Origin of the sequence: Nocardia asiatica NBRC 100129 (genome assembly GCF_000308415.1) — a bacterium.
In the GTDB taxonomy this organism is placed as follows: Bacteria; Actinomycetota; Actinomycetes; order Mycobacteriales; family Mycobacteriaceae; genus Nocardia; species Nocardia asiatica.
Window position 1 is genome coordinate 1 of record NZ_BAFS01000150.1, and the last position, 25,849, is coordinate 25,849.

Annotated in this window: 23 protein-coding genes; 15 read left to right on the top strand and 8 right to left on the bottom strand. The window is 70.1% G+C overall.

Translation table 11 applies throughout. The features are described from left to right. The 3 genes from ON27_RS14150 to ON27_RS14160 all read left to right on the top strand — a co-directional run. A partial coding sequence (locus ON27_RS14150; protein WP_306306949.1) for a hypothetical protein occupies positions 1 to 386 on the top strand: 386 nt, incomplete at its 5' end. A gap of 6 nt (positions 387 to 392) precedes the next feature. After that, the gene (locus ON27_RS14155) at positions 393 to 926 is read left to right on the top strand and encodes a WKL family lipoprotein (protein WP_043726024.1); all 534 of its coding nucleotides are present in this window, start codon (positions 393 to 395) and stop codon (positions 924 to 926) included. A gap of 16 nt (positions 927 to 942) precedes the next feature. Then, positions 943 to 3,036 carry an MMPL family transporter gene (locus ON27_RS14160; RefSeq protein ID WP_043726027.1) on the top strand — a complete coding sequence of 698 codons (2,094 nt, stop codon included), beginning with the start codon at positions 943 to 945 and terminating at the stop codon, positions 3,034 to 3,036. 309 nt (positions 3,037 to 3,345) lie between these two features. Here ON27_RS14160 and ON27_RS14165 read toward each other — a convergent pair whose 3' ends face one another. Genes ON27_RS14165 through ON27_RS14180 form a run of 4 tightly spaced genes read right to left on the bottom strand, consistent with a single transcriptional unit; the run spans position 3,346 to position 7,385 of the window. Then, positions 3,346 to 4,230 (bottom strand): heme ABC transporter ATP-binding protein, encoded by an 885-nt coding sequence (locus ON27_RS14165; protein ID WP_083887568.1) that lies wholly within the window; start codon positions 4,228 to 4,230, stop codon positions 3,346 to 3,348. Positions 4,231 to 4,255: 25 nt separating this feature from the next. Then, the gene (locus ON27_RS14170) at positions 4,256 to 5,350 is read right to left on the bottom strand and encodes a FecCD family ABC transporter permease (protein WP_083887569.1); all 1,095 of its coding nucleotides are present in this window, start codon (positions 5,348 to 5,350) and stop codon (positions 4,256 to 4,258) included. After that, positions 5,347 to 6,405 (bottom strand): heme/hemin ABC transporter substrate-binding protein, encoded by a 1,059-nt coding sequence (locus tag ON27_RS14175; RefSeq protein WP_043726030.1) that lies wholly within the window; start codon positions 6,403 to 6,405, stop codon positions 5,347 to 5,349. The genes ON27_RS14170 and ON27_RS14175 overlap by 4 nt, the downstream gene beginning before the upstream one ends. A gap of 20 nt (positions 6,406 to 6,425) precedes the next feature. Further along, positions 6,426 to 7,385: an aldo/keto reductase gene (locus ON27_RS14180; protein WP_043726032.1), complete on the bottom strand. Its 960-nt coding sequence runs from the start codon at positions 7,383 to 7,385 to the stop codon at positions 6,426 to 6,428. A 292-nt stretch (positions 7,386 to 7,677) separates the two neighbouring features. Between ON27_RS14180 and ON27_RS14185 the strand changes: the two genes are divergently transcribed. The 7 genes from ON27_RS14185 to ON27_RS14215 all read left to right on the top strand — a co-directional run bounded on the left by ON27_RS14185 (position 7,678) and on the right by ON27_RS14215 (position 13,864). Continuing rightward, positions 7,678 to 8,607 carry an undecaprenyl-diphosphate phosphatase gene (locus ON27_RS14185; protein ID WP_043726035.1) on the top strand — a complete coding sequence of 310 codons (930 nt, stop codon included), beginning with the start codon at positions 7,678 to 7,680 and terminating at the stop codon, positions 8,605 to 8,607. 16 nt (positions 8,608 to 8,623) lie between these two features. After that, positions 8,624 to 9,382: a histidine phosphatase family protein gene (locus tag ON27_RS14190; RefSeq protein WP_043726037.1), complete on the top strand. Its 759-nt coding sequence runs from the start codon at positions 8,624 to 8,626 to the stop codon at positions 9,380 to 9,382. Positions 9,383 to 9,455: 73 nt separating this feature from the next. Next, positions 9,456 to 10,040: a DUF3090 domain-containing protein gene (locus ON27_RS14195; RefSeq protein ID WP_039798216.1), complete on the top strand. Its 585-nt coding sequence runs from the start codon at positions 9,456 to 9,458 to the stop codon at positions 10,038 to 10,040. Between the two features lie 4 nt (positions 10,041 to 10,044). Next, a complete protein-coding gene (locus tag ON27_RS14200) occupies positions 10,045 to 10,851 on the top strand; it encodes an SCO1664 family protein (RefSeq protein ID WP_043726041.1) in 807 nt (268 codons plus the stop codon). A gap of 85 nt (positions 10,852 to 10,936) precedes the next feature. Then, positions 10,937 to 11,359 carry a hypothetical protein gene (locus ON27_RS14205; RefSeq protein WP_043726107.1) on the top strand — a complete coding sequence of 141 codons (423 nt, stop codon included), beginning with the start codon at positions 10,937 to 10,939 and terminating at the stop codon, positions 11,357 to 11,359. Between the two features lie 137 nt (positions 11,360 to 11,496). Next, positions 11,497 to 12,735 carry a cysteine--1-D-myo-inosityl 2-amino-2-deoxy-alpha-D-glucopyranoside ligase gene (gene mshC / locus ON27_RS14210; protein ID WP_043726044.1) on the top strand — a complete coding sequence of 413 codons (1,239 nt, stop codon included), beginning with the start codon at positions 11,497 to 11,499 and terminating at the stop codon, positions 12,733 to 12,735. A gap of 49 nt (positions 12,736 to 12,784) precedes the next feature. Beyond that, positions 12,785 to 13,864, top strand: coding sequence for an MBL fold metallo-hydrolase (locus tag ON27_RS14215; RefSeq protein ID WP_051046562.1), 1,080 nt, complete (start codon positions 12,785 to 12,787; stop codon positions 13,862 to 13,864). Positions 13,865 to 14,387: 523 nt separating this feature from the next. Here ON27_RS14215 and ON27_RS14220 read toward each other — a convergent pair. Both ON27_RS14220 and ON27_RS14225 read right to left on the bottom strand, forming a co-directional pair. Further along, entirely contained in the window at positions 14,388 to 15,038 is a 651-nt protein-coding gene (locus tag ON27_RS14220) for an enoyl-CoA hydratase-related protein (protein WP_043726047.1), read from the bottom strand. Positions 15,039 to 15,068: 30 nt separating this feature from the next. Then, positions 15,069 to 15,671 (bottom strand): TetR family transcriptional regulator, encoded by a 603-nt coding sequence (locus ON27_RS14225; protein WP_043726051.1) that lies wholly within the window; start codon positions 15,669 to 15,671, stop codon positions 15,069 to 15,071. A 214-nt stretch (positions 15,672 to 15,885) separates the two neighbouring features. Here ON27_RS14225 and ON27_RS14230 point away from each other — a divergent pair, with 214 nt between their 5' ends. Further along, on the top strand, positions 15,886 to 16,434 hold the full coding sequence (locus ON27_RS14230) for a TetR/AcrR family transcriptional regulator (protein WP_043726054.1): 549 nt from the start codon (positions 15,886 to 15,888) through the stop codon (positions 16,432 to 16,434). Between the two features lie 10 nt (positions 16,435 to 16,444). On the opposite strand, the gene ON27_RS14235 is transcribed toward ON27_RS14230, so the two are convergent. Next, the gene (locus ON27_RS14235) at positions 16,445 to 18,301 is read right to left on the bottom strand and encodes a Na+/H+ antiporter (RefSeq protein ID WP_043726055.1); all 1,857 of its coding nucleotides are present in this window, start codon (positions 18,299 to 18,301) and stop codon (positions 16,445 to 16,447) included. 127 nt (positions 18,302 to 18,428) lie between these two features. Between ON27_RS14235 and ON27_RS14240 the strand changes: the two genes are divergently transcribed. From ON27_RS14240 to ON27_RS14255, 4 genes are all read left to right on the top strand, one after another. Then, positions 18,429 to 19,331 carry an alpha/beta fold hydrolase gene (locus ON27_RS14240; protein WP_043726056.1) on the top strand — a complete coding sequence of 301 codons (903 nt, stop codon included), beginning with the start codon at positions 18,429 to 18,431 and terminating at the stop codon, positions 19,329 to 19,331. Positions 19,332 to 19,487: 156 nt separating this feature from the next. Next, a complete protein-coding gene (locus ON27_RS14245) occupies positions 19,488 to 20,030 on the top strand; it encodes a TetR/AcrR family transcriptional regulator (protein WP_043726057.1) in 543 nt (180 codons plus the stop codon). 130 nt (positions 20,031 to 20,160) lie between these two features. Continuing rightward, positions 20,161 to 21,132, top strand: a complete 972-nt coding sequence (locus ON27_RS45380; RefSeq protein ID WP_043726064.1) for an enoyl-CoA hydratase/isomerase family protein — start codon at positions 20,161 to 20,163, stop codon at positions 21,130 to 21,132. After that, the gene (locus ON27_RS14255) at positions 21,129 to 23,369 is read left to right on the top strand and encodes a molybdopterin-dependent oxidoreductase (protein ID WP_043726067.1); all 2,241 of its coding nucleotides are present in this window, start codon (positions 21,129 to 21,131) and stop codon (positions 23,367 to 23,369) included. Before ON27_RS45380 ends, ON27_RS14255 begins: the two co-directional genes overlap by 4 nt. 243 nt (positions 23,370 to 23,612) lie before the next feature. Here ON27_RS14255 and ON27_RS14260 read toward each other — a convergent pair whose 3' ends face one another. Then, on the bottom strand, positions 23,613 to 25,826 hold the full coding sequence (locus ON27_RS14260) for a molybdopterin oxidoreductase family protein (protein WP_043726071.1): 2,214 nt from the start codon (positions 25,824 to 25,826) through the stop codon (positions 23,613 to 23,615). Positions 25,827 to 25,849: the final 23 nt, after the last annotated feature.

Below are 25,849 nucleotides of genomic sequence, written 5' to 3' on the forward strand. Positions count from 1 at the left end.
CCACACCGTCCGATATAGGGAGAACCGGGTTGAAAGCCGACCATTCGTCGGGATTCGTCATCGACGACATCACCGTCGGTCCGTACGCGCACGGGTTCGGCACCACCGCCGACGGGCACCCGTTCGCCTTCCGCACGGTCCGCGCCACGATGACGCTCGAGGTCTACCGCCGCGGTCCGGCCGACGCCGTCCCCGGCCCCGAGGACGTGCTCGCGGTCGCCGAAGCCACGGTCACCGACATCGACCTCGACGACGAACGCAGTGTCGCGGCGCTGGTGCGGGATATGATCCCGGACACCGCTGCGGTCGAGGCCGCCGCGGAACGGGACGTCACGGCCGTGCGTGCCCTGCTGGGACGGATCAGCTCCGTCATCGAAGGTATGTAGGAAGTGATGACCCGCACACGACTCGCCCGCACCGCGCTCACCGCGGCCGTTCTGCTGCTGGCCGCGCCGGCCGCCGCCTGCGACAGCGGAACCGACGACGCCGCGGTCGAGGCCGCCCGCTCGTCGGCCAACGCGTCGCTGTCATCCTCGATCGCGGTCTCCTCCAGCGCCGCGCACCCGCCGCTGCCCACCGCCGCCGACCTGGACGCCCAGATCAAGCGGGCACTGGACCCGGCGCTGCCCGACAGCGAACGCACCGCCCTCATCGAGGACGGCGAATCCTTCCGCCAGGCCATCCCCGACATGTACAAGGCGCTGCAGGACAACCCGCGCGCCGTCTACGGCGTCACCGACCCGGTGTTCGACAACCACGACGGCACACTGACGGCCACCATGCGCCTGGACAAGGACGGCACCGGCGCCGCGGTCCGCACCACGGTCGTGCACTTCGTGCTGATCGACGGCAAGTGGAAGATCTCGCGCACCGACCTGTGCGGCATCCTGCGCTCGGCCGACTACCGCACTCCGGCCTGCGGCTGAGCGGGCCCGCGACGCGATGCGCCGTTCCGGTTCACTGCGGTGGGGACGGTTCGTGCACCGCCACCGCTTCCTGGTGCTGGCCTTCTTCGTCCTGTTCGTGCTGCTGTCGGGCTGGTACGGCCGCGACCTGGCCGGACGGCTGACCCAGGAGGGCTGGTTCGACGAGAGCAGCGAATCGGTGGCCGCCGCCGAACTGGCCGACCGCACCTTCGGCCGCGACACCGACAGCGACCTGATCCTGCTCTACACCGCCCCCGACGGCGCCACCGTCGACGATCCCGCGGTACGCGGCCCGGTCACCCGGCAGCTCGCCGACCTGCTGTCGGCCTATCCCGAGCGCATCCAGAAGATCGACAGCTACTGGGACAGCCCGTTCTCCGCCCAGGCCACCGACCCCACCCACACCCACGCCTTCGCCAGCGTCGGCTTGCGCGGCTCGGGCACCGCGACGGTGGAGAACTATCTGGCGATCAAGGACCATCTCGGCGCCGGGCGCGCTGGTGGCGGCCCGGGCGGCACCACCGTGCAGCTGGCCGGGTTGCAGCCGATCGTGGAAGGCATCAACACCGGCATGCAGCGCGACATCAAACGCGCGGAGATGATCGCCCTGCCGCTGGTGGCGATCCTGCTGTATTTCGTGTTCGGCGGCGTGATCGGGGCGCTGCTGCCGGTGCTCATCGGCGGCATGACGATCCTGGGCACCCAGGGCGGCCTGCGGCTGCTGACCGACCACCTCGACGTCAACGTCTTCGCCAGCGCCGTGATGACCCTGGTCAGCCTGGGGTTGGCGATCGACTACGGGCTGTTCACCGTCACCCGCTTCCGGGAAGAACTCGCCGCGGGCCACACCGTCGAGGAGGCCACCGCCCGCACCGTCGCCACCGCCGGGCGCACCGTGCTGTTCTCGGCCGCGATCATCGCCCTCAGCCTCGGCGCGCTGTTCATCTTCCCCAACGGGGTGCTGCGTTCGGTGCCGCTGGGCGGCATCAGCTCGGTCCTGCTGGCGGCGCTGCTGTCGGTGACCGCGCTGCCCGCCGCATTGAGCATCGTCGGACGCCGCATCGGCTTCCTGGGCTGGAAACGGTTCTCCCGCACCAAGACCGAAGCGCAGATCGACGCCGGATTCTTCGCCCGCCTGGCGCTGTGGGCGATGCGCAGACCCGTGGCGGTGGCCGTGCCGATCGTGCTCGCGCTGCTCGCACTCGCCATCCCGATGCGCAACATCGAATTCGGCGGGCTCAGCGAACGCTACCTGTCCGACGACAACCCCGCCCGGGTCGCGCAGGAACGGTTCGACGAGCTGTTTCCCAGCTTCCGCACCGAACCGCTGAAACTCGTGGTGGTCGGCGCCGACGCGCGCCAGCTCAGCGACATCCGCTACACCGCCAACCAGATCCCCGGCCTCACCGGCCGCTTCGAGCCCGCCGCGCCCACCAAGGACGGCATCAACGTGCTCGCCGCCGGATTGGCCGACAAACGCGACGCCGACGACGTCATCGCCGCACTGCGCGCCATCCCCGAACCGCCCGGGGTGCGGGTGATGGTCGCCGGTGTGCCCGCACTCGAACGCGACAGCATCAACGGCCTGATCGACGGCCTGCCCACACTGCTGGCCCTGCTCGTCGCGGCGGCGCTGGCGCTGCTGTACGCGGCGTTCCGCTCGCTGGTGCTGGCATTGAAGGCCGTGGCGATGAGCGCGCTCAGCCTCGTGTCCACCCTCGGCATGCTGACCTGGATGTTCGTCGAGGGCCACGGCGCGGGGATCTTCCACTTCACTCCCGGACCGTTGATGTTCGCGGTGCTGGCCCTGATCGTGACGGTGGTGTTCGGGCTGTCCACCGACTACGAGGTGTTCCTGCTGTCGCGGGTGTCGGAGGCCCGCGCCGCCGGCGCGGACGCGCCCGAGGCGATCCGCTACGGCATCGCTCACACCGGCGGCGTGATCACCTCCGCCGCGGCCATCCTCATCGTGGTCACCGGCGCGTTCGGGTTCTCGGACCTGGTACTGATGAAATACATCGCCTATGGCATGATCGCCGCCCTGATCCTCGATGCCACCGTGATCCGCCTGCTGCTGACTCCCGCGGTGCTGAAACTGATCTGGCGCTGACGCCCGTCCGGCCTCGGGGTGATGGACTCCACCCCGCAAGGGCGAAGCCGCGGTTGCTCCCTGGCGGCGGCACTGCGTGTGCGCCCGATGCTTCCAGAGCTGGATCTGCCCGAAAGGCCATCCGACGCCTCCCACCGAAGCGCACGTCAACCTTACACGGGGGGAGGAGCCGTAGCATCCGCCGAGCTCGGGCGGCTCCGGCGCAACTACGGTTCGGCCCTACGAGTTGCGCCCGCATCACCGCAGAGCGTCAACGACACCGCGCGGGACGACTACCGCGACGGCGGCGGCCACCGGAGTGAGTCGGGCTCAGCGGCGCACCGGCAGGACCAGTTGCGCGCCGGTCACCGGGTGGTCGAGCACTTCGACCGGGTGCTGGTAGACCCGCGTGAGCAGTTCGGTGGTGAGCACTTCGCGTGGTGGTCCGTCCGCGGCGATGCGACCGGCGTCCAGCACGGCGACGCGGTCGGCGTAGGCGGCCGCGATCCCGAGATCGTGCAGCACGACCACCACGGACGCGCCGTCGGCGGCGCGGGCGGCGGCCAACCGCAGCACCGCTTCCTGATGCCCGAGATCCAGTGCCGCGGTCGGCTCGTCCAACAGCAGTGTGGCGGTGTCCTGCGCCAGCACCCGCGCCAGCGCCACGCGGGCGCGTTCACCGCCGGAGAGAGTCGGAAACGACCGGGCGGCCAGGTGTTCGACGTCGGTGGCGGCCATCGCCGCGGCGATGTGTTCTTCGTCGAGTTCGCGCCGCTCGGTGCGCACCCAGGGCGCGCGGCCCATCGCCACCACTTCCCGCGCGGTGAAGGGGAAGCCGACGGTGTGGGTCTGCGGCAATACCGCCCGCCGCCGGGCCATGTCCAGCGTCGTCCAGTGCGTCAACGGCTGCCCGTCGAGTTCGACAGCCCCCGCGCTCAGCGCCAACTCCCCGGCCAGCGCGGCCAGCAACGTCGACTTACCCGCGCCGTTGGGCCCGACCAGGGCCACGACCTGCCCCGCGACCGCCTCGAAGTCGACACCCTCGAGCACCCGGCGCGCCTGCCCGCCACCGCGCCGCTCCACACTCACCCCCGCCGCCCGCACCGTCGCCTGCCCCTTCCGCGGCCACTGCGGCAACTCGTGCACTGTCCGCAACAAGCTCACCCGACACCTCCCGGCCCCGAATGGCGCCTCGTGCGGAAATCGTCCCGGCATCGGCCGTGCGCCACGCGACGTGCGGTCATGCCCAGCCTCCGGAGCGGGCGCGGGTGCGGCGCAGCAGCCAGAAGAACACCGGGCCGCCGATCAGGGAGGTGAGCATGCCCAAGGGCAGGTCCGCGTTGTCGACCAGGGATCGGGCGGTGACGTCGGCGGCCAGCAGCACCACCGCGCCGACGATGGCGCTCAGCGGGATCAGCACCCGGTGGGCCGGACCGACCAGCATCCGCACCAGATGCGGCACGATGAGCCCCACGAACAGGATGATGCCGGTGAACGCGACACCGGCTGTGGCCAGAACCGCGACTACGACGATCACGTTGCGGCGCAGCCGCTCCACGTCGACACCGAGATGCCGGGCCGCGGACTCCCCGAGCGCCAGCAGATCCAACCGCGGCGCCAGCAGCACCGCCGCGGCGACACCGATCCCGGTCAGCGGCGCCACCACACCCACCGCTTCCCACCTGGCCCCGTTGAGCGAACCCAACTGCCAGAACACGATCTGGTCGCGCGCCGCGGGGGAGGCGACGAACAACAGCAACGCGATCAGCCCACCGGCGAAAGCGTTGATCGCCACACCGGTCAGCACCAGCGTGACCACCTCCGTGCGCCCACCCGAGCGCGCCAGCAGATACACCAGCAACGTGGTGGCCAGTCCCGCGACGAACGCCGCCGCGGCCACCGACCACGCGGCCACGAACGCCCCACCCACCACGATGACCGTGCCCGCACCGACCGCCGCACCCGCCGACACCCCGATCACGCCCGGCTCGGCGAGCGGATTGGCGAACACACCCTGCAACAACGCACCCGCTGTCGCCAGCGCCGCACCCACCAGCACCGCCAGCACGACCCGCGGGAACCGCACCTCCCACAGCGTCACCTCACCGGAAGGATGCGCGGGCATCGGCCCGATATCCAACCCCAACCGGTGCAGCACGCTGCCCGCCACCTCGGCAGGCGTCGTCGGCACCTGACCGATCGCCGCCGACGCCAATGCCAGCACGACCAACCCCGCCAGCGCGACCGCGAACACCAGCACCAACCGCGAACAGCTGCGCGACTTCGGTACCGGCGTCACCGGCGGCCGCGCCGCTCGCGTCCCCGGCAGGCTCATGCGTGCCCGGTGCCGTACACCGCCGCGCTCAGCGCCGCGATCACCCGGCCGGTGTTGGGCCCGAAACTCAGCAGCACCGCATCGGACATGTCCACCACACGCCGGTCGCGCCCGGCAGGGGTCTGCGCGACGCCGGGCACCTTCTGCAGCCCCTCCACACCACCGACGGACTTCAGCCCGTCCGACATCACCAGCAGCACATCCGGCGCGGCGCCGATCATCGCCTCACTGGTGACCGCGGTGAACGGCTCGGTCAACCCCGCGACGCTGCCCGCGTCCCGCGCGCCCAGCGCCGCGATCAACGCGTCCGCACCCGAGCCCGGCCCGGCGAGCATGGTGATGGCGGTGGAACGCAGATACACGAACGCGATGGTCAGGCGCGGATCCTGGGCGGGCACCGCCGCACTGGCGGCCGCGATCTCGTCGCGCGTGCGCTGCGCCAGCGCCTGCCCCCGCTCCGGCACCCCCAGCGCGCCCGCGACCGCCTCGATCTGCGGCACCACCCCGTCCATCGTGCGCTCCGGATCGAAGTACACCACCGTGACACCCGCCGCGCGCAACTGCTCCCGCACCGCGGGCGAGGCGCTGGTGGTGTCGGTCAAGAACACCGACGGCCGCAGCGCCAGCACCGACTCGACGTTCAGCGATCCGTTGCCGCCGGCCACGTTCGGCACCTCCCGCACCGCCGGAAACGCCGCCGAGGTGCTGCGCCCCACCAGTCTGGGCCCCAACCCCAGCGCGTACACGGTCTGAGCGAGGGTGCCGTAGCGGTCGACGGCGATGATGCGCGAGGCGTCGGTGACGGTGACCTCCGCGCCGTCGAACGACCGCACCGTCACCGGCAGCGCGGGCGTAGGCTCCGGCCCGATCGGCACCGGGTCCAGATCCGGCAGCGTCGCCGTCGTCGGACCGTGCCCGCCGTGCGAGGAGCCCGCGTCGCCGCCACACGCGACCGACCCGGCCAGCAAGCTCACCGCGAGCACGGCCAGGACGGCACGCCACCACCCGGGTCCGGCTCGGTTCCCACGCCCACCCCAGGTCGCTGCAGTGCTCATGCAGGCAAGGCTAATCTGTGTCACTCGGCGCGCGCACTGACGTCGTCCAAGGCGGCCGCGATCGCCCGCGGCAGCTCCAGCGTCTCGGCGGCCAGCACCCCGGTGAGCTGCCCGATGTCACGGGCGCCGACGATCATGCTCGCGATGCCGGGCCGGTCGCGGATCCAGGCCAGCGCCACCGCCAGCGGCGAGGTACCCAGCCCGTCGGCGGCGGTCACCAGCGCGTCCACCACCCGGGTGGCGCGGTCGTCGAGACCACTGCGGATCTCCGCCGCGGTCGCCTCGTCGGCGCCCCGCGAATCGGCGGGCACCCCGTCGCGGTATTTACCGGTCAGGATGCCGCCCGCCAGCGGCGCCGAGGCGATCACCCCCACCCCGTGATACCGCGCGGCCGGGACCACATCGGCTTCGGCGCCCCGCGCCAGCAGCGAATACGGGGTCTGCGCCGCGGTCACCGGCGCCACCGCGGCCAGGCTGGCCAGCTGCCAGGCGCCGAACCCGCGCACCCCCGCGTACCGGACCCGGCCCGACCGCACCGCCTGCTCCAACGTCGAGGCGATCTCCTCGAGCGGCGTACGCGGATCCCACACCGCCACATTCCAGATGTCGAGATGGTCGGTGCCGAACTCCAGCAGGGTGCGATCCAGTTGCCGCAGCAGCGCCCGCCGCGAGGCATCCACCGTGACCTGCGCGGGCACCGGCACCTCGGCGGGGGCGAACCCCCACGGCGCGGTCCCCGCGCACCCGCTGAGCACCAGCTCGTCCCGCGAAACCAGGTCACCGAGCAATTCGGCCAGGATCCGCTGCGCGGCCCCGCCCGCGTAGGCGGGCGAAGTGTCCACCAGCGTGCCGCCCGCCTCGACGAACGCCACCAACTGCCCCGCGGCGTCCTCGGCGTCGGTGTGCGAACCCCAGGTATGGGTCGCCAGGCCCATCCGCGACACCCGCAGGCCGCTGCGGCCCACCGTCCGCTGTTCCATCACCGTGTCCGCGCTTTCGTCACGGCGCCAAGCCTAGAGTGTGGATACGCGACTCGGCGCCCACCAGCACAGTGGGTCGCACTCGGGTGCGCGGGCGAACCCGCCGTCCCCGGCGAACCTCCCTCGGCGCCGGGCACCCAACAGCCGGGCACGCTGCCGCGAGTCCGGCACTGTACTGTCGCTGCGTGATCGGGGCGGTCGTCACGAAAGAACGACCGGCCGCTGCGCCAATGCCCAAACACCGACGCGTGTTTCGGGCGAAAGTGGAGGATGGTTAGTGGTTGGCGAGTCGATGACCTGGGTGCAGGCCTTGGTGCTGGGTCTGGTGCAGGGGCTGACGGAGTTCCTGCCGATCTCCTCATCGGCGCATCTGCGCATCGTTTCGTCGGTCTTCTTCGGCGAAGACGCCGGCGCCTCGTTCACCGCGGTCACCCAGCTCGGCACCGAAGCCGCGGTGCTGGTGTTCTTCGCCAAGGACATCTGGCGGATCGTGCTGGCCTGGTTCGCGGGAGTGCGCGATCGGCTGACCGCGCCCCGCCGCCGCGAGCTCCCGCTGCACGATCAGCCCACCACGAGACTTCCCGTCCTCACCGCCGACCGCACCCGCGTTCTCGACGAGCAGACCCAGCGCGACCTCGACTATCGAATCGGCTGGTATGTGATCATCGCCACCATCCCCATCGGCGTGCTGGGATTCCTGTTCAAAGACGAGATCCGCACCGGAGCCCGCAACCTGTGGCTGGTGTCGTTCATGCTGATCTTCTTCGCCCTGGTCATCGCCGCCGGTGAGCACTTCGGCCGCAAAGAGCGCTCGATCGAGCAGCTGACCACCCGCGACGGGCTGGCCATGGGTTTCGCGCAGTGCCTCGCCCTGATCCCCGGTGTCTCGCGTTCGGGCGCGACCTCGACCGCGGGCCTGTTCCTGGGCCTGGAACGCGAAGCCGCCGTGCGTTTCTCGTTCCTGCTGGCGATCCCGGCGGTCACCGCCTCGGGCCTGTTCAGCCTGCCGGACGCGTTCGAACCCGCTGGTGAGGGACTCAACGCCAGCGGGCCGCAACTACTGGTGGCCACCGTGCTGGCGTTCGTGGTCGGCTACGCGTCGGTAGCGTGGCTGCTGCGTTTCGTCGCACGGCATTCGCTGTACTGGTTCGTCGGCTACCGCGTCGTGCTGGGCGCGGTCATCCTGGGTCTGCTGGCGGCGGGCGAGGTCTCGGCGACATGATCGCTAGGCTGACCGCATGACGGTGATCCTGTTGCGGCACGGTGTGTCGACCTCGAACACCGCCCGCACCCTGGCCGGTCGCAGCACCGGCGTCGAGCTCACCGAGCGCGGCGAGGAGCAGGCGAGGACCGTGGCCGAACGACTGGCCGGGCTGCCGATCGAACGGATCGTGCACTCCCCGCTGCTGCGCTGTCAGCGCACGGTCGCCCCGCTGGCGGAAAAATACGGGCTGGAACCGATTTTCGACGACCGCCTGCTCGAGGTGGACTACGGCGAATGGACCGGCCGCCCGATCGCGGAACTGCTGGAGGAACCGCTGTGGAAAGTCGTGCAGCGGCACGCTTCCGGCGCGGTGTTCCCCGGCGGTGAAGGCCTGGCGCAGGTGCAGGTGCGCGCGGTGGCCGCGATCCGCGACCACGACCGCGCCCTCGCCGAACAGCACGGCCGCGACGCGCTGTGGGTGGCGTGCACGCACGGGGACGTGATCAAGTCGATCCTCGCGGACGCGCTGGGCATCCACCTCGACGGCTTCCAGCGCATCGTCGTGGAGCCCGCGTCGATCAGCGTCGTGCGCTACACCCCGACCGCGCCCTACGTGTGGCGGCTCAACGACACCGGCGCCGACCTGTCGGCCCTCGCCGCTTCCGGCGGGCAACGCTCCGGCGCCGGCTCGGCGGCGCCGGGACCGCAGCCCTCCGGGCCTGTTCCCGGTGGCGAGCTCGGTAATACCGGAAGTGCGGATAATGGGAATGCGGAGCGCCGAGATTCCTTGTAAACAACCGAGCGGTCGTTGTATGGAACCCCCGCGCCGCGGGTAGTCGATCAGGGTCACGTATCAGGAGGTGCATGTGTCACGCGCAATCCATGTATTCCGCACCCCCGATCGTTTCGTCGCCGGGACCGTCGGTGAGCCGGGCGATCGCGCGTTCTACCTGCAGGCGGTGCAGGAACCGCGCGTGGTCAGCGTGCTGCTGGAAAAGCAGCAGGTGAAGGTGCTCGCCGACCGGATGGGTCTGCTACTGGACGAGGTCGCGCGCCGCTTCGGCGCGGAAGTCCCCCCGCAGGCCGAGGACGTCAGCGACAACGCGCCCCTGGTCACTCCGATCGACGCCGAATTCCGGGTGGGCACGATGGGCCTGGGCTGGGACGCCGACGCGGGCGCGGTGGTGGTGGAGCTGCTGGCGATCACCGAGACCGAGGTCGACGAGTCGGTGGTGCTCGACGACACCGAAGAAGGCCCCGACGCGGTGCGGGTGTTCCTCACCCCGATCCAGGCGCGGGAATTCGCACTGCGCTCCACCCGGGTGATCGCCGCGGGCCGCCCGCCCTGCCCGCTGTGCGGCGAACCGCTGTCCGCGCGCGGGCACATGTGCGTGCGCACCAACGGCTACAAGCGCGGAGACATCTTCGGCGCGGCCGAACTGGAGGAGTGATTCGGTGGCCGAGGCCGGGGACGGATTCCACAGCGGCGAGCTGACGGTGATCGGGCGGGTGAACACCGCCAGCAACGTGACCCTGGTCTGCGAGGTGAGCGGCGCCGCCGGCCACCCGCCGCTGCGGGTGGTCTACAAACCGATCCGCGGCGAACGACCGCTGTGGGACTTCCCCGACGGCACCTTGGCCGGGCGTGAGGTGGCCTCGTATCTGATCTCCGAAGCGATCGGCTGGGGAGTGATCCCGGAAACGATTGTGCGCGAGGGCCCTTTCGGTCCCGGCATGGTGCAGCGCTGGGTCGTGGGCGTGGACAACCACACCGACCGCGGCGACCGCCTGGACCTGATCGACCTGTGCCCCGCAGGCACGGTGCCCGAGGGGTTCCGTGAGGTGCTGCGCGCGCTGGACGACATGGGCAACGAAGTGTCACTGATCCACGCCGACGATCCGCGGTTGCAGCGGGTGGCGGTGCTGGACGTGCTGCTCAACAACGCAGACCGCAAGGGCGGGCACGCCCTGGAAGGGCTGGACGGGCAGGTCTACGGCGTCGACCACGGCATCTGCCTGCACACCGACCACAAATTGCGCACGGTGCTGTGGGGCTGGGCCGGGCAACCGATCGGCGACGGACTCCTCGCGGACGTCACCGCGTTCGCCAAGCAACTGCCGGGCGCCTTCGCCGACACCCTCAGCGAGCACATCACCGACGCCGAGATCGACGCGTTGATCGAACGCACCCAGCAGTTGCTCGACGAGCCGGTGATGCCGCTGCCGCGCACCGCGCGCCCCATCCCGTGGCCCGCGTTCTGAAGCGCGACCACAGCCGATGCCGCGACCGGCGATAACGGGCACAGTGGAGGCTTCGAACGCTCGGCGCGACGACGAGGAGGACGCGATGACCGACGCGACCGGAGACCACGCGGCACCGACGGTGCGGATCGCCATCGGCGCGCCCACCTACCGGATCGCGTTGCACTACGTGCACCTCTACGACAAGAAGCCCTATCCCGACACCGCCGTGCACCTCTACGACAACGGCGTCTACTGGCTGAGTTCGGAAGGGGAGAACCACTTCGGGGTCTATGTCCTCACCGAGGGCTCGGTGGACTCCGGGCGGTTCACCATGCGGTTCCTGTCGTTGCCTTCCCCGGACTGGGGCGATACGGTCGCGTATCACGAACTCGAGTTCGACGTGGCGCGCGGCCGGTTCACCCAGACAGCGCTGGCCGACATCGACCCCGACATCCCGGAGCTGGACGGTACCTTCACGATCACGCCCAACACCGTCGCCGATCCCACCCGCGGCGCCGACAGCTGATGCACCGAAACCCTAACTATTGACATCACACGATCGGCCCGAAGACGCAGGTCGCGCGGCGCGAGGCGAGCGGGGCGGCGGGCGCGGGCACCGGGCCGGGGACAGCTGATCTCCAGCACACCTTTACCCTCGTAAGCATGCAGTCCTGGTCCGATACCGCCCTCCCGACCGTCCCCGGAGCAGGACCGCCGTTGCGGTTGTACGACACCGCCGACCGTCAGGTGCGCCCGGTCACCCCCGGCCCCACCGCCACCATGTACGTCTGCGGCATCACGCCCTACGACGCCACCCATCTCGGGCACGCCGCGACCTACCTGACCTTCGATCTGGTCAACCGGCTCTGGCGCGACGCGGGCCACGACGTGCACTACGTGCAGAACGTCACCGACGTCGACGACCCGCTGTTCGAACGCGCCGACCGTGACGGCGTGGACTGGCGGGATCTGGGCGCCGCGGAAACCGATCTGTTCCGCGAGGACATGTCCGCGCTGCGGATCGTGCCGCCGCGCGACTACGTCGGGGCCGTCGAATCCGTCGACGAGGTCGTCGAGTTCGTGCAGAAACTGCTGGCCTCCGGCGCGGCCTACGTCGTCGACGACGCCGAGTACCCCGACGTCTACTTCCGCGCCGACGCCACCGAACAGTTCGGCTACGAATCCGGCTACGACCGCGCCACGATGGAGCGGTTGTTCGCCGAACGCGGCGGCGACCCGGACCGTCCCGGCAAACGCGACATCATCGACGCGCTGCTGTGGCGCTCCGCGCGGCCCGGCGAGCCGTCCTGGCCCGCTCCGTTCGGCGCGGGCCGCCCCGGCTGGCACATCGAGTGTTCGGCGATCGCGGTGAACCGCATCGGCCCGGAGTTCGACATCCAGGGCGGCGGCAGCGACCTGATCTACCCCCACCACGAATACTCCGCCGCGCACGCCGAGTCGCTGATCGCCGGACGCCGCTTCGCCCGCCACTATGTGCACGCCGGGCTGATCGGGCTGGACGGGGAGAAGATGTCGAAGTCGCGCGGCAATCTCGTGCTGGTGTCGGTGCTGCGCCGCCAGGGCGTCGACCCGGCCGCCATCCGGCTGGCACTGCTGGCCGGGCACTACCGCCAGGACCGGATGTGGACCGACGCCCTGCTCGAGCAGGCGCAGCGGCGCCTGCGGTCGTGGCGCGCGGCCACCGCACTGCAGGCAGGTCCCTCGGCCACCGACACCGTCGCCCGCCTGCGCCAGCACCTGGCCGACGACCTGGACACCCCCAAAGCGCTCGACGCTGTCGACGACTGGGCCCGCCGAGCACTCGACTACGGCGGCCAGGACAGCGAGGCGCCCGCGCTGATCGCCACCGCCGTCGACGCGCTGCTGGGCATCCGCCTGTAGCCGCTGACCGTCCCTTGCCCGCGTCCGCCGCGCGTGATGGGGTAGCGGCGTGTGCAAGCTTCCCGGTCCGGGCCGGTTCGATCCCCGCGGCAAACTGGCGGCCCTCGCGGCCGGACGATTACTGCCCTCGGCCGGTACCGCCGATCCACGGACGATCGCCGCTCGCAGGCGTTTCTTCGGCGCCGACAGCGTCGATGCCGCCACCGGTGCCCTGCGCACCGACCGGGTGGTGCTGTCCTGGGTGGGCTGCACCACCTACGCCATGGCCATCGGCGGCGCGGTGTTCCTGCTCGACGCGTGGGTTCCCCGGCTGACCAGCACCGGCTACGTCCCGGCCACCCCGCAGGATCTGGTGGACCTGGCACCCGAGGCGATATTCATCGGTCACGGCCACTTCGACCATGCCGGTGACGCGGGCCGCATCGCGCGGGCCAGCGGCGCCACCGTGCACGGCACCGCCGAGCACTGCGCGAACATCACCGCCCAGCTCACCGATGCGACGTTCCCGACCGCACACCACGGTGACGCGCACACCGCGATCGGCGCCCGCGCGGACTTCACCGTCGGCGCGGTCGAGATCACCGTCATCCGGCATCTGCACTCCGCACGCACCCCACCCGACCCCACCGACGGATCACCTCGCTTTTTCCCCCGCCCGGAACCGGGAATCGTGCTCGCCCACCCGCCGACACTGAGCGGGCTGCTGCAAGGGATACCGCGCTTGCGCGACCCCGAGGGCGGGGTCCTGCTGTATCAGTTCCGGGTCCCCGGTCTGTCCCTGGTCTGGCACGACTCGACCGGACCGCTCACCGAACGCGCGCCGCAGGTGCTCGACGTCCTGGCCGCGCTACCGGCCACCGATGTGCAGATCGGCGCGGTGCAGGGCTACAACCAGATCAGCAACGGCCTGCGCGACCCACGCACCTACATCCAGGCGCTGGCCCCGACGGTGTTCGTCCCGTCCCATCACGACAATTGGCTGCCCGGACTCACCGCAGGGGCGGCGAACTACGATCCGGCACTGCGCGCGGAGCTGCACAAGATCGCCGCCGCACGCCGACCGGAGCTGCGCGCACTGCACGACCCGTCCGATTACGTGCGGCCGCAACGACTCACCTTCTTGCTGTGAGCGCGCTCGCACGGACGCCCGCTGCCCGCTCGGGCGCGGGTGTTGCGGTACGGCGCAGGGGGCGGACTGTCCGAGCTTTCGTAGGTGCGATCAGCCAGCGCTGCCGCTACCGGCTGAGAACACGGCCGTCAGAAGGTCGGCGAGAACGGTCAGCAATTCCACGATCACTCCATTTCCGTCGGAAACACGAATTCAGCAGCGTGTCCGACGCGACCGTCTTTCTCGTGAACGACTAATGAACACAAGGTGCGACGGGGGTCCGAGAACGGGTCCTTCTCTGGCCTTCGCCTACCGAGCCGGATGAGCGGCCGCACCACTTGACCTGGTACTTCAGCGTCACACGCGGTGCGGCAACTCGCTGGTATGCATACCGCGATTATCGGACGGGACCCGATCCGGCCGTCGATCGAGATATCGATCCGGAGAGAATTTCATGTCACCTCCGCGAATTTTCGCCGCAGTCGATGTGAAAATTCTTGCCGTACAGCAATTCTGGCGAATCCGGCCGGTGGCGACCGATTGTCTAGGTGGTCAGCGCTGTCACGGCAGGGCCGTACATGGTGTTCTTGATCGCGCCGAGGGTGCCGGGGTCCTTGCCCCCGAGCGGGGCCAGCAGGGCGAGGGCGGCTTCGGTGACGGCGCCTTCGGCGGCGGTGGCGTCGACGATGTCGAGGGCAGCGGCGTCGGCGCCGCCGAAGCGACGGCCGGTGGTCATGGCGGCGAGGGCGGTCTTCGGGGTGAGCTTGGCCTGGATGAGCGCGGCCATGCCGGGGGTGAAGGGGATGCGGATGTCGACTTCGGGGAAGCAGAAGTAGCCGCGGTCGGCGCGCATGACGCGGTAGTCGTGGGCGATGGCGAGCATGGCGCCCGCGCCGAAGGCGTGACCGGGCAGTGCGGCGACGGTGGGCACGGGCAGGGTGAGCATCCGCGCGAACAGCGCTTGCACCTGCGCGACATACCACTCGGCGCGCTCGCCGTGGGCGCCGAGCCAGTCCAGGTCCAGTCCGTTGGAGTAGAACTTGCCGCTCGCGGTGGTGACCAGGCCCTGGGCGCCGTCGGCGAGGGCGGTGTCGAGGCAGGCGCCGACGCGGTCGAGGAATTCGGGGGAGAAGCGGTTCTCTGCGCCGCCGAGATCGAGGACGGCGATCTTGTCGTGGTAGTCGAGGGTGGGCATGGGGTTCCTTTCATCGGGGATTCAGGCAGGTCAGGGTGGCGGCGGGCCGACTGCGAGCACGGCGCGCACAGCGCCGCGCAGATATTCCCGTGCGTGCGGATCGGTGAGCCGGTCGCGGCGCAGCAGCACCGCGGTGGGCAGATCGACCAGGCACAGGGTGATCAGGTCGACCGCGCGCCGATCGCCGCGCTGCCACAGCCGCCGCGACAGCTGGGCCAGCAGGCTCACCAGGACCTCGTCGGTGGCGGCGAGTTCACCGGCGACGGCCTCGGGCAGCTCGCCCAGCAACTCCTCGCGGCGCACGGCCAGCAGCAACCGCGAGGAGTGCGGGTAGCGCTCGGCGAACAGCGCGGGCGCCTCGGCGGCCGCGACCACCGCCTCGACGCCGTCGCAGCCGTCCAGGGCGGTGGTGACCAACGCGGTCTGCAGGTCCAGGAAGCGGCGCGCGGCGCGCAGCCAGGTGCGGCCCAGCAGTTCGGCGCGCGATCCGAAGGTGTGGTAGATCGCGCCGTTGGAGACGCCGGTGGCGGCCGCGACCGCGCGCGTGGTGACCGCGGCGGGGCCGGAGCGAACGGCCAACGCTTCCGCGGCGTCGAGCACGGTGTCGGGGTCGTGCGTCCGGGGACGGGGCATACCCACAACCATAACAGAGCGCTTGCTCTGTAACGGGGGGCGCGCCCCTCCGCCGCCCGATCGGTCATGAGTACTACGTATTGCCGCAGGTAACAGGTACTGCGGCGTTCTCCCGGGGTACGCATCGGTACTTCCCGAGCTCGGTCCGGCCGACGCTACGATGGGGTACTGTTCGGTCCCTCCCCCCTGACCGAACGAAGAGAACGGCGCGCGTATGTCACGAGTGGTCACCAAGGAGCAGTACTTCGACACCGGCTTGGCAGTGCTCGCCGAACTCGGCTTCAAAGGTCTGAACATCGGTGTGCTGTGCCGGCAGCTCGGCGTCACCAGTGGGTCGTTCTACCACCACTTCGGCAGCTGGCAGGGATTCGTCGACGCCTTGCTCGAGCACTGGGAGAACCGGCAGGTGCGCATCCTGGGCACCATGCCGTTCAACAAGGGCAACCCCGACGACGACATCCGCGCGATGTCCGATCTCGCCGCCGGGCTGCATCATGCCGCCGAGGCCGCGATCCGCGCCTGGGCGGCCAACGACGAATCGGTCAACCTCGCCCTCAAACGCGTCGACGAATCCCGCAGGCGCACCGTGCACAAGGCGGTCAGGGGCGTCGTCGGCGACGACGACACCGCCGCCGTGGTCACCTCGCTCGGTATGGCGATGCTCGTGGGTTACCAGCAGATCGCCGCGGGCGGGGAGAACCTGTCACTGGACCGGCTGCTGGCCGAATACGCGCGCCTGATCTACTCCCACGCCCAGCGCTGACACCGCGCCGCTACCCGAGCAGTTCGTCGGCGTAGCACCATCGCCACGCCTCACCCGGTTCCACACTGCGCATCACCGGATGGCCGCTGCCCGCGTAATGCCTGCTCGCGTGGTTGCCAGGCGAGGAGTCGCAGCAGGCCACATGCCCACACGCCAGGCACATCCGCAGATGCACCCACGACAACCCTTCGGCGAGGCATTCGGCGCATTCGTCGGGCCCGGTATGCGCCCGCACCAGCGGCGCGTCACGCAGATGCCCGCAGACGTCCTCGGCCGCCGCGACGGCCAGCGGCTCGGCGTGTTCGTCCTCCGCTTCGTCGAAGCGGTCGATGATCGACTCCTCCAGATCCAATTGCGCCAGCACATGTTGCAGGATCTCGTAGTCGACAGCACCGGAATCGCGCACCCGCAACACCGTTTCGCGTTCGGCGCGCAGCATCGCCAGGCGCAGCCGCCGATATTCCGCCGTGGGTGTCACCAGTTCCGACTCCGCCCGCCCCAGCCGCTCCCACGCGGCGTTGCTCTTCCACAGCACGCGATCGCGCAATGTCTGCACCACCGCGTCCGGAGTATCCGGCGTGACCCGCTGTTCGAGCGCCGCCAGACCGGCCGCGGTGGCCTGCTGCAACAGATTGGCCTTCTGCAACGCGTCCTCGGCGCGGCTGGGCGCGCGCAACCGCAGTCGGCGCACCAGCCACGGCAGCGACATCCCTTGCAGCAGCAGCGTTCCGCCCACCACCACCAGCGCCAGCAGTTTCAGCACGGCCAGCCGCTCGGTGTCCTGCGGCAGCAGCAGCACCGCCGCCAGCGTCACCACACCCCGCATCCCCGCCCAGGACACCACCACCAGATGACTCACCGGCACCGCCCGGCCGTTGCCGAGACTGCGGGTCAGCAGCGCCGAACCGAAGACCCATACCGGACGCGCCAGCATCGTCGCGGCCAGCACCGCCAGCGCCGTCAGCAGCAGGGTAGCGTGGTCGAGATCGCTGTTCCACGCGTCCTCCAAGATGCCGCGCACCTGCAGCCCGATCAGGACGAACACCGCGCTCTCCAGGATGAACTGGATCGTGCGCCAGTTGATGCGCTCGGCGATCCGCGACGCGGCACTCTGCCACGCCGGCGCGTTGTGGCCGAGGATCATGCCGCAGGTCACCACCGCGATCACCCCCGAGGCGTGGATGCCCTCGGCGGGCAGATAGGCGGCGAACGGCGCGAGAAACGACAACGTGGTGTCCATCACCGGATCGGTGATGCGCCGCCGCAGCATCGCCAGCAGATACGCCACGACGACCCCGACCGCCGCGCCGCCACCGGCCGCCAGCAGGAAGTCCGCCCCGGCCTCCCACACCGACACCGCGCCCATCGTGGCCGCCAGCGCGGTCCGCAACGCCACCAGCGCGGTCGCGTCGTTGAACAGCGACTCGTCCTCCAGGATCGTCACGATCCGCCGCGGCATCCCGATCCGCCGGGCCACCGCCGTCGCGGCCACCGCGTCCGGCGGGGCCACCACCGCCCCCAAGGCGACGGCGACCGGGAACGGCACCTTCAGCAGCCACCACACCACCACCGCCACGGCGAACGTCGTGAACAGGACCAAACCCACCGACAGCAACGCGATCGTGCGCACATTCGCCCGGAAATCCACCAGCGACGTGCGGATCGCGGCGGTATACAGCAAAGGAGGCAGCAAACCGAGCAGAATGATCTCCGGCTCGAGGTGGATCTCCGGCACGAACGGCAGATACGACGCCGCCACCCCGCCCACCGTCAGCACCAACGGTTCGGAGACCCCGAACCGGCGCGCCAGCGCCGCCAAGGCGGCCGCCGACGCGATGAGAACAACCAGGCCGATCGCGACATCCACGGTGGAATTCTCGCAGAGCGCACGATCGGCAAACGGCCCGCGCGGTAGATGACACGTACGCGGTCCACCGAACTACTGTGCCCGGCGCGATCACGCGCCATGCTTGTCGACGACGAGGAGGTAGCACATGGAGGAGTTCGCGTCCTGGCGGGCGAACGGACGACGCCACACCCATCGCGGCCACCAGATCTTCTGGCGCGACGGAGGCGGTGGCGCCGACGGGACGCTGGTGTGCATCCACGGATTCCCCACCGCGTCCTGGGACTGGCATCGGATCTGGCCCGGTCTGTGCGAGCGCTTCGCGCGCGTCATCGCACCGGACATGATCGGATTCGGCTGGTCGGCCAAACCACGCCACTACGACTACAGCATCGCCGACCAAGCCGACATCCACGAGAACCTGCTGCGCGAACAGGGCATCGGCCGATACCACATCCTGGCCCACGACTACGGCGACACCGTCGCCCAGGAACTGCTGGCGCGCGACGCCGAGCGCCGCGCCCTCGGCGAAGAATCACTGCTGGTCGAATCGGTGTTCCTGCTCAACGGCGGACTGTTCCCCGAGGCGCACCGCCCCCGCGCGGTGCAGCGGCTGCTGGCCGGCCCGCTCGGCCCGCTGGTCGGCGTACTGGGCACCGAGCACACCTTCCACCGCAGCCTGGCCGCGGTGTTCGGGCCCGACACCCGGCCCACCGAGGTCGAACTGCACCACTTCTGGCTGCTGTGGTGCAGCAAGCACGGGAAACGCAACGGCCACAAGCTGATCCGGTACCTGGCCGAGCGCCGCAAGCACCGGCGGCGCTGGGTGGGCGCCCTGCAGCAGACCCAGGTTCCGGTGCGGTTCGTCGACGGCACGGCCGACCCCGTTTCCGGCGGTCACATGGTGCGCCGCTACCGCGAGCTGATCACCGACCCGGACGTGGTCGAACTGCCCAGGATCGGCCACTACCCGCAGCTGGAAGCCCCCGAGCAGACCCTCGCGGCGCTGCTGGAATTCCACGGCAACCGGGTGCACAAGCCCACCGCGTGAGCGCTGCCGCGCAGCCGTCGTTCCGGACCGGTCGGGCCGGTCCGGAACGGCGGCACCTTCTATGGCAGGAGCCATAGTATGGGCGGTATGGCAACGACACGTCGATCCCGCAGCGCCGGCACTCCTCGTCCACCCCGGGGGCAGGCGCGCCGGCGCATGATCGACGGCGCGATCGACTCCCTTCGCGTGCACGGCGCCAGCGCCACCAGCGTCGACCGGGTCCTGGCCGCCACCGGCGCGCCACGCGGCTCGGTCTACCACCACTTTCCCGGCGGCCGCACCGAGCTGATCACCGACGCGCTCAGCACGGCGGGAGAGCTGATGTCCACCTACATCGAACGCCTGACCAGCGAGCAAGACCCCGCCGCCGCACTGGACCGCTTCGCCGCGATGTGGCGGGCCACCCTGCTCGACAGCGACTTCCGAGCCGGCTGCCCGATCTTCGCGGTCACCGTGGAAACCAACGACGAAACCCCCGAGTTCGCCCGGCTCGCCGCGGAGATCTTCCATCGCTGGCACCGAGCCCTCACCGGGATGCTGACCCGCCACGCCGTGCCCGCCGAACGCGCGGGCCGCCTGGCCACGCTCACGGTCGCCGCGTTCGAGGGCGCCATCGCGCTGTGCCGTGTCCGCCGCGACATCACACCACTCGACGACGCCGTCGACGGGTTGCGCGAGCTGATGCCCGCCGCGGGATGAGCGCGCACGTCAGCCCTTGACACACCCATTATGGTGAATGCCATAGTCGGGAACAGGCCGCGCCCGATCACCCTCGCGCGGACACGATCTCGCGATCCGACCGCAGACCCGCGCACCGAAGGAGCCGCCGATGCCCGCCGCCGACCTCCACCTGGAAACCATCGAACTCGAACACACCGGGCGGGTACTCACCGCGCGCGTCGTCGCACCACCATGGAACTTCGTCACCACCGCGGTCGTCCGCGACCTCGACACCCTCACCGCCGCCGTCGACACCGACGACACGGTCGGCGCGGTCGTGCTCACCGGTGGACTGCCCGGCCGCTTCCTCACCCATGCCGACCCCGCCGCCCTCAGCGGCATGATCGAACAACCGCACCCCTTCCTGCCCGCCCGCGCCGCCGCGCCGCTCCTGCGCGCCGCCGCCACCGCACTGCGCGTGCCCGGCGCCACCGGCCTGGTCGAACGCCATGGCGGCGGCCTCGGCGCCGGCCTGGTCTGGGGCCACCGCTGGAAACGCACCACCCTGCGCATGAACCGCTCCGGCGTCGCCTACCTCGCCGCCATCAACGGCCCCGCCCTCGGCGGCGGCCACGAGATCGCCCTCGCCTGCGACCTGCGCTACGCCGCCGACGCCGACCACGTGCGCCTCGGCCAGATCGAGACACTGGCCAACCTCATCCCCGGCGGCGGCGCCACCCAACGCCTCACCCGCCTGCTCGGCGCCGCCAAAGCCATCGAGATCACTCTCGAAGGCAAGCCCTACACCGCCCAGGAAGCGCTGCGTCTCGGCCTGCTCCACCGCACCCTCCCCGCCGAAGACCTCCTCACCGAAACCCAAGCCACCGCGGCACGACTCGCCGCACGCAACCCCGTCGCCGTCGCCGAACTCAAACGCGCCGTCTACTTCGGCACCGACAAATCCCTCTCCCGCGGCCTGGACGCCGAACAAGCCGGATTCGTCTCCGTCGGCACCACCGCCGCGGCCGCCCGCACCACCAAAGCCTTCTTCGAAGACCTCGACCGGCTCGCCGACACCCCCTTCCTCGCCGACCCACAACCCTGGCTGGAGGGCACCCGCGTCGACCAGGTGAGCCGATGACCACCCCCACGGCCACCGGAGCGTGGCACAAAACCGCCTGCATCCTGTGCGAGAACAACTGCGGACTGCTCGTCCAGCTCGAGGACCGCCGCCTCGCCAAGATCCGCGGCGACAAAGACCACGTCGCCTCCGCCGGCTACACCTGCAACAAAGCGCTGCGCCTCGACCACTACCAGAACGGCGGCACCAGGCTCACCACCCCGCTCCGCCGCGAACCGGATGGCACCTTCACCGAAATAGACTGGCACACCGCCATCTCCGAAGTCGCCGCACGCCTCACCGACATCAAGAACACCCACGGCGGCGACAAGATCTTCTACTACGGCGGCGGGGGACAGGGCAACCACCTCGGCGGCGCCTACAGCACCGCCCTGCGCCGCGCCCTCGGCAGCCGCTACCGCTCCAGCGCCCTGGCCCAGGAGAAAACCGGCGAAGGATGGGTCGACGCCCACCTCACCGGCGGCCACACCACCGGCGACTTCGAACACGCGGAAGTCGCCGTGTTCCTCGGCAAGAACCCCTGGCAATCCCACGGCGTCCCCCGCGCTCGCACGATCCTGCAACAGATCGCCAAAGACCCCACCCGCACCATGATCGTCATCGACCCGGTGCGCACCGAAACCGCCGACCTCGCCGACATCCACCTGCCCGTACGCCCCGGCACCGACGCCTGGTGCCTGGCCGCCCTGCTCGCCGTCCTCGTCCAGGACGACCTGCTCGACCACGCCTTCCTCGCCGCACACACCACCGGATCCGACACCGTCCGCGCCCACCTCGCGCACATCGACATCCCCGCCTACGCCGAGATCTGCGGCATCCCCGAACAACTCCTGCGCACCACCGCCCACCGCATCGCCACCGCCCGCAGCGTCGCCACCTACGAAGACCTCGGCGTCCAGCAGAGCCCCAACAGCACCCTCGTCTCCTACCTCGACAAACTGCTGTGGTTGCTCACCGGCAACTTCGCCAAACCAGGCGCCATGCAACCGCACTCGTGGATGGCGCCACTGGCCGGATACAGCCGGGAAGTCAAACGCAGCCCCGTCACCGGCGCACCCATCCTCGGCGGCATGCTGCCCTGCAACGCCATCGCCGAAGAAATATGCACCGACCACCCCGACCGGTTCCGCGCGATGATCATCGAATCCGCCAACCCCGCCCACTCCCTGGCCGACTCCACCGCATTCCGCGACGCACTCCACGCCCTCGACCTGGTCGTCGTCATCGACATCGCCCTCACCGAAACCGCACGCCACGCCGACTACGTCCTCCCCGCCGCCAGCCAATTCGAGAAATGGGAAGCCACCTTCTTCAACCTCGAATTCCCGCACAACACCTTCCACCTGCGCGCCCCCCTCCTCGACCCACTACCGGGAACCCTGCCCGAACCCGAGATCTACGCACGACTGCTGCGCGAACTGCGCGCCGTCGGCCACGCGAAACTCACCCTCCTCCGCACCGCGGCCAGGCTCGGACGACGCCCCTACGCTTGGACCTTCGCCGCCCTGCTGGCCACCGACAAATCCCTCGGCGGCCTCGCCCCCTACCTGCTCTACGAAACACTCGGCCCCACCCTGCCCGGCAACGCGCGCTCCGCGGCCGTCCTGTGGGCCCTTGCCCAGCGCGTCGCCAAGGTCTACCCCGAGGCCATGCGCCGCGCCGGACACCGCGACGCCGATGCACTGTTCGACGCCATCCGCAGCGAACGCTCCGGAGTCACCTTCACCCTCGACGACTACGACGACGCCTGGAACTACCTCCCGCACCCCGACAAACGCATCCCACTGGCCATCCCCGAACTCCTGCAAGCTTTGCGCGAACTCACCACCACACCCGCCACCCACACCAGCGCCGAATTCCCGTTCGTGCTCGCGGCGGGGGAGCGCCGCTCCTTCACCGCCAACACCATCTTCCGCGACGACACCTGGCGCCGCCGCGACCCCGAAGGCGCCCTGCGCCTCAACCCCGACGACGCCGCCCGCCTCGGCCTCGCCACCGGCGACCACGCCCGCATCACCACCCGCCGCGGCAGCGCCGTCGCCACCGTGGAGACCAACGACCGCATGCAACCCGGCCACGCCTCCCTGCCCAACGGCCTCGGCCTGGACCTGCCCACCGGCAACGGCACCCGGCGCACCGGCGTCGCCGCCAACGAACTCACCGACCTCACCTGGCGCGACGCCATCGCGGGCACCCCCTGGCACAAACACGTCCCCGCCCGCATCGAACCCGCCTGAACCGCCAGCGCAGACGAGCCGCAACCCCGCCAGACCCACCCGAGGCGGCGCTGTCCCACACCTGCGCCCGCGCCGGGCCGAGACCCTGCGGCACCGGGACCACGCCCGTTCGGTCCCCGCCACACAGCACTTCGGCCCGGACCGCAACCCGGCAGGGTCGCCGCTCAACCCAGACGGCGGCGTCGCTACCGGCAGACCACACGTCGGCCCTGCTTCGGGCCGGCCGGCGCCACGCCGCACCCGTCAAACAGTCGGCGCGGGCTCCCGCTCGGCCACACCCGCGCGATCAGCGGCATCGACCGACGCCCGCGTCACCGTCACCCACGTGTTGTTCACCGCCGCCGTACCCGAGAACGTGTCCGTCAACGCCGGATCATGCAGCAAATTCACATTCGCCCCCGGCAACGCCGCCGCCACCGTCCACCCCACACCCGGCTCCTGATGCCCCCACCCGTGCGGAATCGCCACCGTCCCCACCCGGATCTCGTCACTGACCTCCAACGGCACCACGATCACTCCGGTGCGGGAACGCACCTCCACCGACTCACCGTCACCCAACCCGCGCGCCGCCGCGTCCTGCGGATGCATCAGCGCCGTACAGCGATCCCGCCCCTTCACCATCGACGGCACATTGTGCAACCACGAATTGTTGCTGCGCAGATGACGGCGACCGATCAACTTCAAGTCGAACCCATCAGCCGGCCTCGTCAACGCCTTGCCCTCCCGCGCATCCGCCAGCACAGCACGCGCGGCCGCCACAAAATCCTCCGGCGCCAAATGCACCTTCCGATCCTTCGTCCCCAGCAACGACCGCAACCTCGGCCGCAACGGTCCCAGATCGATGCCCCCCACCGCCGCACGCACCTTCCCCACGGTCAACCCCTCGCGACCACGCCGCAACACACCGTACGGACCCGCCGCCACCCCCAGCGAAGCGATCCGCAGCGGACTGACCCGATCGAACACCGCATTCAACACCCGAGCGGTGACCCGCCGCGCAGGCAACGACACCACTTCGGTGACCAACCGCGCCATGATCTGCCAATCCTCCAACCCGTCGGCAGGCGGCTGGAACACCCGAGCGTCGAACCGCAGATTGTTCCGCACACTGAACACCGGGAACAGGAGGTTGACGTCCTCGCGCTCCAACGGCGAAATCGGCGGCAGGATGATGTCCGCGTGCCGCGTCGTCTCCGTGACATACATGTCCACGGCCACATAGAAATCCAGCGAATCCAGCGCCTCACCCAACCGACCGCGCTGCGGCGTCGACAACACCGGATTACCCGCGTACGTGATCATCGCCCGAATCCGGCCCGGCCCCTCGGTCAGCATCTCCTCCGCCAGCGCCGCCACCGGCAACTCCGAACGGAACGACTTGTAGGTCCCGGAACGATCCGTCCACGCCCCATGCCCCACCGGCAGATACTTCGCATACCGCGCCGCATCGATCGGCGGCGTCGCGAACATCTGCCCACCCGCCCGATCCAGATTGCCCGTCACCGCGTTGATCGTGTTCACCAACCAATGCGTCAACGTCCCGGTCACCTGCTGGCACACCCCGATCCGGGCGTACAGCACCGCCGAGGACGCCGCCGCATGCTCCCTGGCGAGCCCGCGAATGGTCTCCGCGTCCACCCCCGCGTACACCGCCATCTGCTCCGGCGACGCCTCGGCCACCAGCTCACGCAACTGCTCCCAGCCGGTACTCGACCTGCGAATCGCCGCCTCGTCACACAAATCCTCGGCCACCAGCACGTGCAACATCGCCAACAACAGATACACGTCACCCCCCGGAGTCACCGCGACATGCTGATCGGCCAGCCGCGCCGTCTCGGTGCGCCGCGGATCGATCACCACGACCTTCCCGCCACGCCGCCGCACGTCCCGGATCCGCTGCTTGGCATTCGGCATGGTGGTCACCGACCCGTTGGACACCGCCGGATTGGCCCCCAGGATCACCAGACGATCGGTCCGATCGATGTCGGTCACCGGCATCAGCACATTCGAGCCGAACATCCGCCACGCGACGAACTCCTGCGGGAACTGATCGATCGACGAAGCCGAGAAGAAGTTCCGCGTCAGCAGCACCGACCGCAGCAGCACCGCATACAGCACCGAGGAACTGTGCGCGGCCGGATTACCGAGATACATGCCGATCGCGCTGTGCCCGTGCTCGCGACGGATCTTCCGCAGCCGCCGCCCGATCTCCTCGAAAGCCTCGTCCCACCCGATCGGCTCGAACGACGAACCCACCCGCCGCACCGGCGTCCGCAACCGATCCGGGTCATGGTGCAACCCGCCCATCGCCGTCGCCTTCGGGCAGATGTACCCCTTCGACAACACGTCCCGCGGATTACCCTCGATCCGCGTCACCCGGTCGTCGTCCACCGTGACGAGAATTCCGCAGTGCGCCTCGCACAGGGTGCACTGCCGGGCAATGGTGGTAGCACTCATGAAATTTCACCTTCTGCCGGATC